Source organism: Neorhizobium sp. DAR64860/K0K1 (genome assembly GCF_050500205.1).
GTDB classification, from domain to species: Bacteria; Pseudomonadota; Alphaproteobacteria; order Rhizobiales; family Rhizobiaceae; genus Neorhizobium; species Neorhizobium soli.
The window spans coordinates 28,836-43,240 of the sequence record NZ_CP191459.1; the positions used below are offsets into that span (position 1 = coordinate 28,836).

The 14,405-nt window shown below is 60.8% G+C and carries 15 protein-coding genes; 6 read left to right on the top strand and 9 right to left on the bottom strand.

Annotation, left to right across the window (positions count from 1 at the left end):
* Window positions 1-2: 2 nt before the first annotated feature.
* The 5 genes from ACQY1J_RS04785 to ACQY1J_RS04805 all read right to left on the bottom strand — a co-directional run bounded on the left by ACQY1J_RS04785 (window position 3) and on the right by ACQY1J_RS04805 (window position 3,914).
* Window positions 3-794 carry an amino acid ABC transporter ATP-binding protein gene (locus tag ACQY1J_RS04785; RefSeq protein WP_113165627.1) on the bottom strand — a complete coding sequence of 264 codons (792 nt, stop codon included), beginning with the start codon at window positions 792-794 and terminating at the stop codon, window positions 3-5.
* A complete protein-coding gene (locus ACQY1J_RS04790; RefSeq protein ID WP_209902446.1) occupies window positions 791-1,459 on the bottom strand; it encodes an amino acid ABC transporter permease in 669 nt (222 codons plus the stop codon). Before ACQY1J_RS04790 ends, ACQY1J_RS04785 begins: the two co-directional genes overlap by 4 nt.
* Entirely contained in the window at window positions 1,456-2,097 is a 642-nt protein-coding gene (locus tag ACQY1J_RS04795) for an amino acid ABC transporter permease (RefSeq protein ID WP_062462075.1), read from the bottom strand. Before ACQY1J_RS04795 ends, ACQY1J_RS04790 begins: the two co-directional genes overlap by 4 nt.
* A gap of 100 nt (window positions 2,098-2,197) precedes the next feature.
* A complete protein-coding gene (locus ACQY1J_RS04800; protein ID WP_062581505.1) occupies window positions 2,198-3,028 on the bottom strand; it encodes a transporter substrate-binding domain-containing protein in 831 nt (276 codons plus the stop codon).
* 172 nt (window positions 3,029-3,200) lie between these two features.
* Window positions 3,201-3,914: a GntR family transcriptional regulator gene (locus tag ACQY1J_RS04805; RefSeq protein WP_430250833.1), complete on the bottom strand. Its 714-nt coding sequence runs from the start codon at window positions 3,912-3,914 to the stop codon at window positions 3,201-3,203.
* A gap of 235 nt (window positions 3,915-4,149) precedes the next feature.
* Between ACQY1J_RS04805 and ACQY1J_RS04810 the strand changes: the two genes are divergently transcribed.
* From ACQY1J_RS04810 to ACQY1J_RS04835, 6 genes are all read left to right on the top strand, one after another.
* Window positions 4,150-5,238, top strand: a complete 1,089-nt coding sequence (locus ACQY1J_RS04810; RefSeq protein ID WP_192077900.1) for an ABC transporter ATP-binding protein — start codon at window positions 4,150-4,152, stop codon at window positions 5,236-5,238.
* Between the two features lie 37 nt (window positions 5,239-5,275).
* The gene (locus tag ACQY1J_RS04815) at window positions 5,276-6,565 is read left to right on the top strand and encodes an ABC transporter substrate-binding protein (protein WP_430250834.1); all 1,290 of its coding nucleotides are present in this window, start codon (window positions 5,276-5,278) and stop codon (window positions 6,563-6,565) included.
* A gap of 150 nt (window positions 6,566-6,715) precedes the next feature.
* A complete protein-coding gene (locus tag ACQY1J_RS04820) occupies window positions 6,716-7,627 on the top strand; it encodes an ABC transporter permease (protein WP_209902442.1) in 912 nt (303 codons plus the stop codon).
* Window positions 7,628-7,645: 18 nt separating this feature from the next.
* Window positions 7,646-8,464 (top strand): ABC transporter permease, encoded by an 819-nt coding sequence (locus ACQY1J_RS04825; RefSeq protein WP_430250835.1) that lies wholly within the window; start codon window positions 7,646-7,648, stop codon window positions 8,462-8,464.
* A gap of 9 nt (window positions 8,465-8,473) precedes the next feature.
* Window positions 8,474-9,220: an aspartate/glutamate racemase family protein gene (locus tag ACQY1J_RS04830; RefSeq protein WP_430250836.1), complete on the top strand. Its 747-nt coding sequence runs from the start codon at window positions 8,474-8,476 to the stop codon at window positions 9,218-9,220.
* Window positions 9,217-10,053, top strand: coding sequence for a GNAT family N-acetyltransferase (locus tag ACQY1J_RS04835; protein ID WP_430250837.1), 837 nt, complete (start codon window positions 9,217-9,219; stop codon window positions 10,051-10,053). The genes ACQY1J_RS04830 and ACQY1J_RS04835 overlap by 4 nt, the downstream gene beginning before the upstream one ends.
* Here the strand turns inward: ACQY1J_RS04835 and ACQY1J_RS04840 are convergent.
* The 4 genes from ACQY1J_RS04840 to ACQY1J_RS04855 are packed head-to-tail and all read right to left on the bottom strand — an operon-like array spanning window position 10,031 to window position 14,355.
* Window positions 10,031-10,831 carry a FadR/GntR family transcriptional regulator gene (locus ACQY1J_RS04840; protein WP_082471960.1) on the bottom strand — a complete coding sequence of 267 codons (801 nt, stop codon included), beginning with the start codon at window positions 10,829-10,831 and terminating at the stop codon, window positions 10,031-10,033. The two genes, ACQY1J_RS04835 and ACQY1J_RS04840, sit on opposite strands and share 23 nt — an antisense overlap.
* 1 nt (window position 10,832) lies before the next feature.
* Window positions 10,833-11,819: a galactofuranose ABC transporter, permease protein YjfF gene (yjfF, locus tag ACQY1J_RS04845; protein WP_082471961.1), complete on the bottom strand. Its 987-nt coding sequence runs from the start codon at window positions 11,817-11,819 to the stop codon at window positions 10,833-10,835.
* The gene (locus ACQY1J_RS04850) at window positions 11,816-12,850 is read right to left on the bottom strand and encodes an ABC transporter permease (RefSeq protein ID WP_430250838.1); all 1,035 of its coding nucleotides are present in this window, start codon (window positions 12,848-12,850) and stop codon (window positions 11,816-11,818) included. The genes yjfF and ACQY1J_RS04850 overlap by 4 nt, the downstream gene beginning before the upstream one ends.
* Entirely contained in the window at window positions 12,850-14,355 is a 1,506-nt protein-coding gene (locus tag ACQY1J_RS04855) for a sugar ABC transporter ATP-binding protein (protein ID WP_430251859.1), read from the bottom strand. The genes ACQY1J_RS04850 and ACQY1J_RS04855 overlap by 1 nt, the downstream gene beginning before the upstream one ends.
* Window positions 14,356-14,405 lie beyond the last annotated feature (50 nt).

Here is a 14,405-nt window from a genome sequence, read left to right on the forward strand (position 1 = left end):
CGTCAGATGAGCATGCTGGCGCCACGGTCGAGATAGGTATCGAGGAACTGGTCGAGCCGCGGATGGCGGGGTTTGGCAAAAACCTCCGAGGGCGGGCCGGAAAACAGCAGCTTGCCATGGTCGAGGAACGAGATCTGCTGGCCGACGGTCGCGGCAAAACCGATCTCGTGGGTCACGACGACCATGGTCATGCCCTCTTCGGCCAGATCCCGCATCACTTTCAGCACTTCGCCCGTCAGTTCCGGGTCGAGCGCTGATGTCGCTTCGTCGAACAGCATGATCTTCGGCTCGAGTGCGAGGGCCCGGGCGATCGCGACGCGCTGCTGCTGGCCGCCGGACAATTGCGACGGGTAATGCCCGGCGCGGTTTTCCAGGCCGACCTTGCGCAGCTGCGCCATGGCCTTTTCCTCGGCGTCGGCTTTCGAGAGCTTCCGGACGATCTTCAGGGCTTCGCTGACATTGCCGAGCGCCGTCATGTGCGGCCAGAGATTGAACTGCTGGAAGACCATGCCGGTTTGGGCGCGGACAGTGCGGATCTGCGCCGGGGGCAGTCGTTCGCGCTTGCCGTCGGGCTTTTCGAAAAAGCCGAGCGCCTCGCCGTTGATGGTGATCATGCCGCTGGTTGATTCTTCCAGGAACGCCAGGCATCGCAAAAGCGTGCTCTTGCCGGAGCCGGAAGGGCCGATCAGGCAGGAAACCTTGCCCTCGGGTATTTCGAGATTGATATCCTGCAGAACGGTCGTCTCTCCGAACCGCTTGACCAGGTTGCGGATGGTGATGGCGGGTAGGGTCATGCTTTCAAAAACCTCAAACGGGAAAGCCGGTATTCGGCGGCGCGGCCAAGCCGGTCGGTCAGCTCGACAAGTGCCCAGTAGACGACAGCGAGAATGAAGATCGCCTCGAGATAGGCATATTGCTGCGAGCCGATGGCGCTGACGGTGGCCGTCAGTTCCGGCACGGTGATGATCGACAGAACGGCGGATTCCTTCAGCAGAATGACCGAAAGGTTGACCGCCGGCGGCAACACGATCAGCGCCATTTCCGGGATCTGGATGCGGCGGATCGTCTGCAGGCGTGTCATGCCAAGGCAGCCGGCGGCTTCCACATGGCCAACAGGAACGGCGGCAAAGCCGGCGCGGAAGATCTCGCTGTAATAGGCGGCACTATAGACCGTCAGACCGATGAGGCCGCAGGGGATCGGATCCAGCATCAGGCCGACGAACGGACCGCCGTAGTAGAGAAGAAAGATCTGGATCAGGAAGGGCGTGCCGCGCAGTACTTCGACAACGGAGCCCAGGACTGCGTTGGTGGCGAACCCACCGAAGCGGCGGGCGGTTGCCACGAGAAAGCCGATGACGACGCCACCGGCAATGCCGGCGATCCAGAGCAGAAGCGTGACGAACAGCCCGCTGCCGAGTTCGGGCAGCTTTTCGATGATGACCTGAGGATTGAACATCATGCGGAGGTCCTCGCCATGGATCTTTCCGCGTAGCGACCGAGAAGCGCGATCGTCGAGCAGATCACGAAATAGACCAGTCCGGCACTGAGGAAGATTGGGATCGGCTGGTAGGTGCTGGAGGCCAGATCCTGTGCCATCTTTGTCAGCTCGATGATACCGACGACAGACACAAGCGACGATGCCTTCAGGATCATGATCGATTCGTTGACCAGCGTCGGGAGGGTCAACCGAAGAGCGATTGGGACCTGGATCCGCGCAAAGATCTGAAGCGGATTGAAGCCCGTCACCTCAGCTGCCTCGATCAACCCTTTCGGCACGCTGGAGAAGCCGCCGCGCAGGTTTTCCGCCTGATAGGCCGCGGTGCAGAGCGACAAGCCGATAATCGCCGCGACGATGCTTGGCACGTTGAGGCCGATCGCCGGCAGCAGCGTGTAGATCAACAGCAGCTGGACAAGCAGCGGCACGCCGCGGAAGAAGCTGACGAACAGTCTTGCAGGAGCCGAGTAGATCGTCTTGCCGGACAGGGTCGCGGCCGAAAGCAGGATCGCGATGACGAATCCGATCGCAATCGAGACCAGGCTGATGCCGATGGTCGACACCGCCGCCTGCAGGAGAAGCGTGAATAGTTTGAACGTCATCTGTCGTCACGTCTCGCCCGGGGGATGCGGCGGGCGGATGGAGCAGTGGGTGAAGCGGGCAGGACAGGAGCTGTCCTATCCTGCCCGTTCGCAAGGTGTCTTAGAACGCAGGTTCTTTCACTTCGTCCGGCGTATCGAACGTTGTGCCGAACCACTTTTCCTGCAGCTTGGCGAGGCGCCCGTCCTTCTTCATCTTGATGACTTCGGAATTGACGTATTCGACGAGGCTCGCGCTGTCGGCGTCCTTCTTGCCGATGAAGCCGAAATAGGCCTTCTTGCCGAAGGCGGGCGTCACCACTTCGAAGACGCCGGCGCGCTGCTTTGCGACGAAGGCAATGTTCGGCAGCGAATTTGCGACGGCGACGATACGGCCGGCAGCCAGATCCGCGTAGGCGTCGTTGAAGGAAACGTATTCGCGGGCGGTCACCTTGGTCGGAAGAGTCTCGGAATATTGCTGCAGCTGAGCAAGCTGCGCGGTCGCCTTGCCGGCGCCGACGGCCTTGCCGGCAATGTCTTCAGGCTTGGTGATCGATGTATCGCCGGCTTTCTTCAGGATGGCGACGGTGGCTTCAGCGATCGGCGCGGTCATCTTGAAGCGTTCCAGGCGTGCCTTGGTGATGGTGGCAGGGCCCGCGACGAAATCGAACTTGCCGGCTTCCAGCGCCGGGAAGACGCCATCCCAGGGAAGCTCGACCCATTCGATCTTGACGCCGAGATCCTTGCCGAGTTCTGCGAAGAAATCGACGTTGAGGCCCGTATGCGTGCCGGCATCGATAAAGTCGAAAGGAGCAAAAGCGGTTTCCGTGCCGACCTTCATGACGCCGGCCGCCTTGATGCGGGCAAGCGCGTCATCTGCGGCATGGGCGGAAAACGCCGTGGTTACGAGAAGCGCGGCGCCGACGGCGGCCTTCAGCAGATGTCTCTTCAGCATTGGTGATGTCTCCACGTTATCGGCATACGCGTGCCGATTGCTGTTCCCGTTTATTGGCTCGGCGGCGTGAACCGGCCAAGCATGGAAGCAAATAGACAGAGCTTCGGAAACAGAGTCAACGCGCTTTCGCACTGCAATATAGAACCTGGGTAAGTGCGCAGATACTGATCGATCAGCCGATCGCGAGCGCGAGTTTCAAGCCGAGGCCCTGCTTTTCCTGCAGGTCGAGATCGGCTTCGATATGATCGATATGGTGCAGCATCAGAGCTGCTGCCCGTTCGCCATTGCCGTCCTTGAGGGCGTCGAGAATGGCGAAGTGCTCGTTATGGCCGCAGCTCGATACGCCCGAACGGCCGTAAAGCGCAATCACCAGTGACGAGCGGGCTATCAGTTCGTCCATGAAGCGCTGCAGAATGGAATTGCCGGCGACGGAAGCCAGCATCAGGTGGAAATCACCGGAAGCCTTGATCTCGGCGCGTCGTGCGGCCGGACCGCGCTCGGTCATGTAGCGCTCTTCTTCCTGAAGCTGGCGCCGGAACTCTTCGATGTCATCCTGGGTGATCCGCTCGAGCGCCGCCGCGACTATGCCGGGCTCGATCAGCCGGCGCGAGGCAAAGATCTGGCGTGCTTCGTCCGGCGACGGATTGGAGACGAAGGCGCCGCGGTTTCGCTCGGTCTTTACCAGGCCTTCGAAGGTCAGCATCTGCAGCGCGGCGCGGGCGACGGTGCGACTGACATCGAACAGCGAGCCGACTTCGGCTTCCGAAAGCTTGGTTCCCGGCGCCAGGCGACGGTCGATGATCGCGTTGCGCAGCGCTTCGCGTATCGCCATAGACCGGTCTTCCGGCGTCGTCTCGCTGAGAATGATCTGCTCGCTGATACTCATCACCACATCCCGTTAATCTCCATTACTCCAGACAAATAGAGATTGCCAGAACGGATGTCTTCGATCCACGGCAAGGATTGCATACGATTTGCGCATGGGATCGGCATCGATCGCATGATTTTTGCGCATTGCACGCAAACGGTTCTTTCAGCGCAAACCGATGTTCCAGTGCGGTCAAAGGGTTACCGGAACTGGCACGGCGGATGCATCTCATTTCGCAAGCAGGGAGCCACGAATGAGCAAAGCCGCCGAAATCGATATCGCCTCCGTCACCAAGACCTATGGGACGACGACAGCGGTCCATGCGATCAGTCTCAAGATCCCGGCCGGCACCTATTGCTGCCTGCTCGGTCCGTCCGGCTGCGGCAAGACCTCGACGCTGAGAATGATCGCCGGCCACGAGAGCATCACGTCGGGCGACGTGCGGCTCGGCAACACGGTGGTGACGGATCTTCCGCCGGCCAAACGCGGCACGGCGATGATGTTCCAGTCCTACGCGCTGTTTCCGCATCTCGATCTGGTCGATAACGTCGCCTTCTCCCTGAAGATGAAGGGCGTCGACAAGGATGTCCGCCGTGCCAAGGCGATGGACCTGCTGCGGCTGATGCAGATGGAAGGCTATGCGACACGCCGCCCGGCCCAGCTATCAGGCGGTCAGCAGCAGCGCGTGGCACTGGCGCGTGCGCTGATCACCGATCCCGAAGCCCTGTTGCTCGATGAGCCGCTTTCGGCGCTCGATCCGTTTTTGAAGATCCGCATGCGCGCGGAGTTGAAGAAGCTGCAGACCTCGCTCGGCATCACGTTCGTGCATGTGACGCACAGCCAGGAAGAGGCGATGGCGCTTGCCGATATCATCGTCATCATGAACGACGGCCGCATTGAGCAGGCGGCTCATCCGCGCGTCGTGTTCGAAAAGCCGGCGACGGCTTTCGTCGCGAAGTTCATGGGCGACCACAACGTCATTTCCGGTCGCGTCACGAAGAGCGATGGCCAGGAACTGATGCTGTCGGTGCCGGCCGGTGCCGATTTTCTCGCCGTCGGAGACAATGGCGACCTCACCGATCAGGCCGATATCGCCATCCGCACCGATCATGTCCGGATCGGCCAGCCGTCCGAGACGGGCCTCGGCTTTACCGGCTCGATCACCAATATTGAATATCGCGGTTCCTCGGTGAAGCTGTCGGTCAACGGCGCCGGCATCGAGGATTTTACCGCGATCCTCTCCGACACCGATTTTTTCGCCAATCCGGTCAAGGTCGGAGAGGCGATCCCCCTATGCTGGGGCCGGGAGGACGCCATTGTCCTCGGGCGCCTCAAGCACTGATCCCGCTCACAATAATCAACTAGAGGAGAACATGGGAATGACTGAAATCAAAAAGACCGCAAAGGGACTTTCGCGCCGCTCGCTGCTGAAGACCGCATCTGCCGCTGCCGGCCTTGCTGCCGGCTCAGGCGCCATTACCGGCTTCCCGACCATCTGGGCGCAGAACCCGATCACGATCCGCCAGTTCGGTACCGGCGTTTCGAACCTCAATGCGATTGCTGAAAAGTGCAAGGCCGATCTCGGCATCACGCTCGAGATGACCGCAACCGACTCGGATGCCGCGGCCCAGCGCGCCGTCACGCAGCCGAATTCCTACGACATCGCCGACATCGAATACTGGATCCTCAAGAAGGTCTATCCGGCAGGCGTCATCCAGCCGATGGATGTGAAGAAGCTGAAATATTACGACAAGGTCGTGCCGCTGTTCAAGAACGGCAAGCTGAAGCCGGACAGCGTGATCGCCCAGGGCACGGCGCCGCATACGGTCGGCTTCGTCGAAAAGGCGGGCGACAAGAAATTCGCCAAGGAAGAGACCCAGTGGTTCACCATGATGCCGACGATCTACAATGCCGATACGCTCGGCATTCGTCCGGATCTGGTCGGCCGTGAGATCACGACCTGGGCCGATATCATGGACCCGAAGTTCAAGGGCAAGACGTCGATCCTGAACATTCCGTCGATCGGCATCATGGATGCCGCGATGATCATGGAAGCCATGGGCAACATCAAGTATGCCGACAAGGGCAACATGACCAAGGCCGAGATCGATGCGACCATCGATTTCCTGATCAAGGCCAAGCAGGCTGGCCAGTTCCGCGCGTTCTGGAAGTCGTTCGACGAAAGCGTCAACCTGATGTCGTCGGGCGAAGTCATCATCCAGTCGATGTGGTCGCCGGCCGTTGCCGCTGTCCGCTCCAAGGGCATCGCCTGCAAATATCAGCCGCTCAAGGAAGGCTATCGCTCGTGGGGCGGCGGTCTCGGTCTTGCCGCGCATCTTTCCGGCGCCAAGCTCGATGCGGTCTATGAATATATCAACTGGTACACATCCGGTTGGGTCGGCGCCTACCTCAACCGCCAGGGTTACTATTCCGCCGCCATGGACACCGCCAAGGAACACATGTCGGCCGACGAGTGGGGCTACTGGATCGAAGGCAAGGCAGCCCAGGGCGATATCGTCGCGCCCGATGGCAAGGTCATGGAAAAGGCCGGTGCGGTTCGCGACGGCGGTTCCTTCGAGGAGCGCATGGGCCATGTGGCCTGCTGGAATTCGGTGATGGATGAGGACCGTTACATGGTTCGCCGCTGGAACGAGTTCATCGCGGCGTAACGGCAGGTACGACATGTCCCCTCCCCTTGTGGGGAGGGTTAGGGAGGGGCCTTTCTTCAAAACCCCTCCCGGCCTGCCGGCCACCCTCCCCACAAGGGGGAGGGGGACTTGCGGCACCGCTCCATCTTTCGACGAAGGCAGGAAACACCGATGGCGACGATCACATCCGCGGACGCGGTGAAACCGGAAATGCCCAAAGCCCGCAGCTTTCGCATCCCGCTCGGCCTCGTCTCCTATCTGCAGGCGACGCCGCTGACTCTGATCCTTGGTTTCTTTCTGGCGCTTCCGATCCTGATGATCGTGATCGTCAGTTTCTGGGATTACGATTTCGCCCAGATGTATCCCGACTTTCTGACCATGAACTATGTGGAGACGCTCGGATCCTGGGTCACCTGGAAGACCTATCTCAACACGCTGAAATTTGCGGCCATCGTCTGGGCGATCACGCTTTTCGTTGGATTCTGGGTCGCCTATTTTCTCGCCTTCCACATTCGCACCTCGGCGATGCAGATGGTGCTGTTTCTGGTCTGCACCGTTCCCTTCCTGACATCCAACATCATCAGGATGATTTCGTGGATCCCGGTTCTCGGGCGAAACGGGTTGATCAACAGCGCGCTCGTCAGTGCCGGCATCGTGCCGGAGCCGATCCAGTGGCTGCTTTATTCTGACTTTGCCGTGGTGCTTGCCATGGTGCATCTCTACACGCTGTTCATGGTGACGCCGATCTTCAACACGCTGATGCGCATTGATAAATCGCTGGTCGAAGCGGCGCGTGATGCCGGTGCCTCGTCCTTTCAGATCCTGACCAACGTCATCATTCCGCTGGCCAAACCCGGCATGGCGATCGGCACGATCTTCGTGGTGACGCTGGTGATGGCCGACTTTTCCACCGTGCAGGTCATGTCCGGTGGGCAAAGCGCGTCGGTGGCGCTGATGATGAAGAACCAGATGTCGCTGCTGCAATATCCGGCTGCTGCCGCCAACGCGGTGGTTCTTCTGGTCCTCGTTCTCTTGATGGTCGCGGGCATCCTGCGCATCGTCGATATCCGCAAAGAACTGTGAAGATGGGGGAGCTTTGAGATGCACAGCGACAAGCGCGGCCGTGAATTCTATTTCCTCGCCCTATTCTTCGCCATCTTCGTGCTGTTTCTCTACGGCCCGCTGTCTGCGGTGCTGATCCTGTCGTTCCAGGGACCGAACGGTGGCCTGACGTTCCCCTTGAACGGCGTTTCCACCCGCTGGTTCGTCAACCTGTTCGAGACCCAGGCGGTCGGCGATTTCGGCGGTTCGTTCCGCCGCTCCACAGCGCTCGGGGTGATGGTGATGATTGTCACGGTCGTCGTGGCGCTTCTGGCTGGTCTTGCCTTTCGCCGCAAGTTTGCCGGTGCGACGGCTCTCTTTTATCTGGCGGTCGCCAGTCTCGTCGTGCCGTCGATCATCGTCTCGCTCGGCATCGGTGTCGTCTTTCAGCAGTTCGGGCTCGAACCGTCCTGGTACACGTCTGCCTTCGGCGCGCATCTGACATGGACCCTGCCGTTCGGCGTGCTGATCATGTTCGCGGTGTTCAACCGCTTTTCGCCCGCCTATGAGGAGGCTGCGCGCGATCTCGGCGCCTCGTCCTGGCAGACTTTTTCCAATGTCGTGCTGCCGATGATCGCCCCCAGCCTTATCGGCGTCGGGCTGTTCGGCTTCACGCTTTCCTATGACGAGTTTGCCCGCACGCTGATGACGGCTGGCACGTACAATACGCTGCCGCTCGAGATCTACGGCATGACCACTAATGTCACGACGCCGGTGCTCTATGCGCTGGGGACGGTGACGACGGTGTTCTCGTTCCTGGTCATTGCCGGAACGCTCGGCTTGATCGTCTATATCAACCGTCGCCGCCTGCGGAGCTGATGCCACGCGATGCGCATTCTGATCGTCAACCCCAATACAACGGCCAGCATGACGGCGACCGTTGCCGACAGCGCCGCCCGCGTTGCCAATTCCGGCACGCAGATCGAGGCCGTCACATCGTCCATGGGGCCGGTGTCGATCGAGGGCTATTATGATGAGGTGTTTGCGGTCCCCGGCCTTTTGGTCGAGCTTGCCAAGGGTGAAAAGGCCGGTGCCGACGCGGCGATCATCGCCTGTTTCGATGATACGGGGCTCGATGCGGCGCGGGCTCTCGCAAACATCCCGGTTATCGGCATCTGCGAAGCGGCGCTTTCTGCCACCGCCTTTATCGCGCAACGCTTCACGATCGTGACGACCATGGAACGCTCGCGCCTGCCGCTCGAACATCTCGTCCATCGCTATGGCATGTCCGGCCGCTGCAAGGTGCGGGCCGCCGATATTCCGGTCCTGTCGCTGGAAGATCCCACATCCAATGCGCGCGAGCGCCTCCGCTTAGAAATCGCGCTAGCCTTGAAGGAAGACAAGGCCGAGGCGATCGTGCTCGGTTGCGCCGGCATGGCCGACCTTACCGCAGAGCTGCGGGCCGAATTCGGGGTGCCGGTCGTGGATGGTGTCGCGGCTGCCGTCAAACAGGCGGAAATGCTGGTGGCACTCGGCCTGTCGACAGCTAAAAACGGCGCCTATGCGACGCCGGTCAACAAGCCGTATGCGGGGCTTCTCGAGGGTTTTGCGCCTAGCAGGCTTGCGACGCGATGACAGGCTCAGCCGTCATCCGGACGCTGGCACTTTCGGAGCTCGAATGCCTTCTCGACTGGGCGAGAGCGGAAGGCTGGAACCCCGGGCTTGCCGATGCGGCGGCTTTCCATGCGGCGGACCCCGATGGTTTCTTCGGCTGTTTCGTCGATGGCGTGTTCGCATCAGGCATTTCCGCGGTGCGATACGGCAACGACTTCGGCTTTATCGGCCTCTATATCGCGCATCCCGATTTTCGCGGGCAGGGTATGGGCCGGCGTGTATGGGATGCCGGGATGGCCCATATCGAGGGCCGGACGATCGGTCTCGATGGCGTTGCGGAGCAACAGCAGAATTATCGCAGCATGGGGTTCGAGCCGTTCTACGAGACTATACGCTGGAGTGGCCGCCTCAGGGGTACCGCCGTCGCCGGCGTGACCGATGTCAGCGTCGGTAATTTGCCGGCTATCATCCACTACGATCGCAGCGTCTTCCCGCAAGTCCGCAAAGCGTTTCTTTCCGAGTGGCTGAAGCCGCCGAGGTCGACGAAGGTCCTGATCGATGATGGAGAGATCAGAGGATATGGCGTCTGTCGCAGATGTAACGACGGTTTTAAGATCGGTCCGCTTTTCGCCATGGGTACGACCGAAGCCGTCACGCTGCTGCAAAGCCTCGTCGCGGAAACCGAAGGCGAGACTGTCCATATCGATGTGCCGGCGCCGCAGCAGGGATTTTCGGACTATCTTTCAGAAGCCGGATTCCAAAAAGGTTTCACCACGGCCCGAATGTATCGCGGCCTGCCACCGAGTGCGCGGACAGCCGATATCTTCGGGGTCACGACGTTGGAACTCGGGTAGAATCCGGGAAGCGCAGCTCGGCGGTCTTGTTGCCTGGCACGTTCTCCGCAGCATCCAGCGACGTGCGGATGCGGATTTTGCCGACGTCGATCACATGACGCATCGCCGACATCGCCTTTTGCGGATCGCGGGACGCGATGGCATGGGCGATGCGCAGATGGTTGGAGGCGACTTCGTCGATCATTTCCGGCGACGCGGCCGGTGACGACAGCTGGAAGGAAATCGCCAGTGCCGCCTCGATCAAAGCGCTTGCCGAACGCATGAACGGATTGCCCGACATGCGGGCAATGGCCAGGTGGAATTCGAGATCCACGTTGGCGATCGATTCCGGCGTGTGGTTGAGATTGTCGAATTTGGCAGCGATCGCGTAAAGCGAAACGATGTCGTCGCTCGTTGCCCTCAAAGCCGCCGCCGCCGCCGCTGCCGGCTCAAGCGCGGTGCGCATTTCGGCCAGATGCTCGATGAACTCGTAGTCGAGACTCGTCTCGAAACGCCAACTCAAGACATCCGCGTCGAAGAAATTCCAGCTCGAACTGTCGAGGACGCGGGTACCGACCTTCGCCTTGGCTTCGACCAGCCGCTTGGCAGACAGCGTCTTCATCGCCTCGCGCAACACCGTGCGCGATACGCCGAACCGTGCGGAAAGCTCGGTGTCGCCGGGCAGGAGAGAGCCTTCGGGGAACGTGCCGGAAACGATCCCGCGGCCAAGCCCAGCGACCACCGTTGCGTGGTTGCTACGGCGCTTTCGCCCGTTAATCGTCGTTTCCAGCAAACTCAAACTAGATCTCCTTAAGCCGACTCTCGGCCAATCGCCGGTTTGAATACCAGATGATACCGCGCTGCAACACAATGAACACGAAAAGAAGAATGCCGATAACGATCTTCGTCCACCAGGATGACAGTGTTCCATCGAATACGATGTAGGTCTGTATCAGACCCTGGATAAGAATGCCGACGAATGTGCCGGCCACAAGCCCGACGCCGCCGGTCAAAAGCGTACCGCCAATCACGACAGCTGCAATCGCATCGAGTTCGACTCCGACGGTCGCCAGCGAGTATCCCGACGAGGTATAAAGCGTGTAGGCGATGCCGGCGAGGCCAGACAGGAAGCCTGACAGCGCATAGATGCCGATCGTCGTGGAGCCGACCGGAACGCCCATCAGTTCCGCCGACTGGATATTGCCGCCGATCGCATAGACATTCGCGCCGAACCGCGTTCTTCCGGCAATGAACCCGCCGATGATGAAGACCAGCAGCATCAGGATCGCCAGCGCCGTCAGCCGCCCGCCGCCGGGAAAGCGGAAGTAGAAGCCCTGGATCGCGTCGATCATCTCATGGCTGATCGGCACTGACGCTGTGGAAATCAGGTAGGCGGCGCCGCGTGCCAGGAACATGCCGGCCAGCGTCACGACGAAAGGCGGAATGCCGAGATAGCGGATCATCGCCCCCATCAGGCTGCCAAACAGCGTGGAGATGACAAGGACGGCTAAGAAGGCAGTCAGCGGGTGCAGGCCGAGCGAGCCGACGGCAACGGCCACGAAAACGCTTGTGAAGGCGATGACCGAGCCGATCGAGAGATCGATGCCGCCGGACAGAATGACGAAGGTCATGCCGACAGCGGCGATGCCGAGAAACGCATTGTCCGTCAGCAGATTGCCGATCACCCTCGTCGACAGCATGTTTGGAAACTGCAGGATGCAGAGCCCGTAGGCTATGACGAAGATTGCAAGCGTCGTGACAAAGGGAAGGTTGCGGGTGTGAATCATCTTGCCGCTCCTTCAACCTTGGAAACAGGTTTCTGACTGGCTTTCGGCTGCGACCTCAGGAAGCCGAGCATGGTGATCACGGCGGGGGATTGCAGTGTCAGCACAATGATGATGATGCCGGCCTTGATGATGAGGTTGAATTCCGGCGGGAAGCCGGAAACGAGAATGCCGGTGTTGATGGACTGGATGATCAGCGCGCCGATCAGCGACGCCGTGATCGAGAAGCGGCCGCCGTTCAGCGACGTGCCGCCGATGACGACCGCGAGGATCGCATCGAGTTCAAGCCAGAGGCCGGCATTGTTGGCATCGGCGCCACGGATATCGGCGGTCACGATCAGCCCGGCGACTGCAGCACAAAGGCCTGAGATTCCATAGACGAAGAACAGCAGGAAGCGGGCTTTGACGCCGGCAAGCGTTGCGGCACGCCGGTTGATGCCGGTTGCCTCGATTAGAAAGCCGAGTGCCGAGCGGCGCACGAGCAGGCCGACGAGTAGGCCGGTGCCGAGCCACAGGAAGATCGGGATCGGAATGCCGGCGAAGGAGCCGGATCCGAGCGCTGAAAACGAGTCGTCATTGAAGGTAAGGATGACGCCCTCTGTGATCAACTGGGCAATGCCGCGTCCCGCAACCATCAGGATGAGCGTCGCAATGATCGGCTGGATATCGAGGAGGGCAACGAGAATGCCGTTCCAGAGACCGCAAACGAGGCCGATGCCGAGCGATACGACGATGACGACCGGGATCGGATATCCATCGGCAATCAGCGTTGCGGCAACGGCGCCGCAGATGGCGATGACGGCGCCGATCGATAGATCGATCCCGCGGGTCGCGATGACCAGCGTCATGCCGATGGTCAGAAGGGCCACCGGTGCGGCGCGCACCAGAATGTCGATCAGGCTGCCGTAGACCCTGCCGTTCTGGACCGAGATCGTCAGGAAGCCGGGCGCTATCGCCGTGATCATCCCGAGGATGATCGCAAGCGCAATCAGCTGCGGCGCAAGTCGCTTGAGACGACGGGTTATCGGGTTCATCAGGCGGCCTCCGTCCGGTTCGGTGCGGCAATCGCCTGCATGATATTGTCGGCGTTGACGTCGCTGCCGGTGAGTTCCGCCACGTGGCGGCGGTCGGAAAGAACAATGACCCGATGGGCGATCGCTGTGAGTTCCTCAAGTTCGGAGGAAATCACCACAAGCGACATGCCTTCGGCGCACAGCCGCTCGATCATTTTCAGGATTTCCGCGTGGGCGCCGATATCAATGCCGCGGGTTGGTTCGTCGAGGATCAGAAGCCGTGGTTCCGTCGCCAGCCAGCGCGCAAGGATCGCCTTCTGCTGGTTGCCGCCGGAGAGGAACTTGATCGGACGCTCGGCGTCGGCGGGGCGAATGTCGAGAGATTTGATAAACCCTTCAGCTAGGGCCCGGCGCTCGCGCGACGAAATCGGTTTTGCCCAGCCCTGTCGGGCCTGCAGTGCCAAAGCGATATTGTCGGCCACGGAGAGATCGCCGATGATGCCGTCCGTCTTGCGTTCTTCCGGACAGAAGCCGAACCCATTCGAGATGGCCGCGACCGGCGAGGAGAGAGCAATCTCTTGGCCGTCGATGCTTGCCGTACCGCTGTCGGCACGGTCGATGCCGAAAAGGAGGAAGGCCGTTTCGCTGCGGCCAGACCCGAGAAGTCCGGCGACGCCGACGACTTCGCCTGGGCGGATGTCGAGATCGAACGGGGCGACACTGCCGCGTTTTCCGTAGCCGGCGAAACGAATGGGCGCCTCGCCGGTCGGGGCGACGGTTTCTTCGTGGGCCTGATGCTCGCGGGTGATGTGCTGCAGCTCGCGGCCGAGCATCATCGAGATGAGTTCGAGGCGAGGCAGGTCGGCCAGCGCGCGGCTTCCCACCAGTTTGCCATTGCGCAACACGGTGACCCGGTCGGCCACCGCATAGACCTGGTTCAGAAAGTGCGTGATGATGATGATGCCGAGACCTTGTTCGCGCAGCCTGCGCAGCACGACGAACAGCATTTCGACTTCCTGGCTGTCGAGACTTGCGGTCGGTTCGTCGAGAACAAGCACCTTGCCGGAAAGGTCGACGGCACGGGCAATCGCGACGATCTGGCGGATCGCGACGGAATAGGAGGAGAGAAGCGCATCGACGTCGATATCGAGGCCGTATCTCGCGAGAAGCGCTTTCGCGCGCCGACGCATCTCGCGTCGGTCGATGAAACCGAAGCGGCTTGGTTGGCGACCGAGGAACAGGTTTTCGGCCACCGTGAGGTTTTCAAGAAGATTGACTTCCTGATAGACGGTGCCGATGCCGAGTGCCTGCGCTTCCGCGACGTTGGCCGGCGTCACGTCATGGCCATCGAGCCGCATCTCGCCGCGGTCACGCGTGTAGACACCTGTCAGGATCTTGATCAACGTGGATTTGCCGGCGCCATTTTCGCCAAGCAGCGCGTGGATTTCGCCCCGCTGCAGCGTGAAGTCCACGCCCTCAAGCGCGGTGACGCCGAGAAAGGATTTGCCGATGCCCCTTGCTTCCATGAGCGGGTCATCGAGACGTTCCCGGTTTGTGGCGGAGAACGAATTTTCTG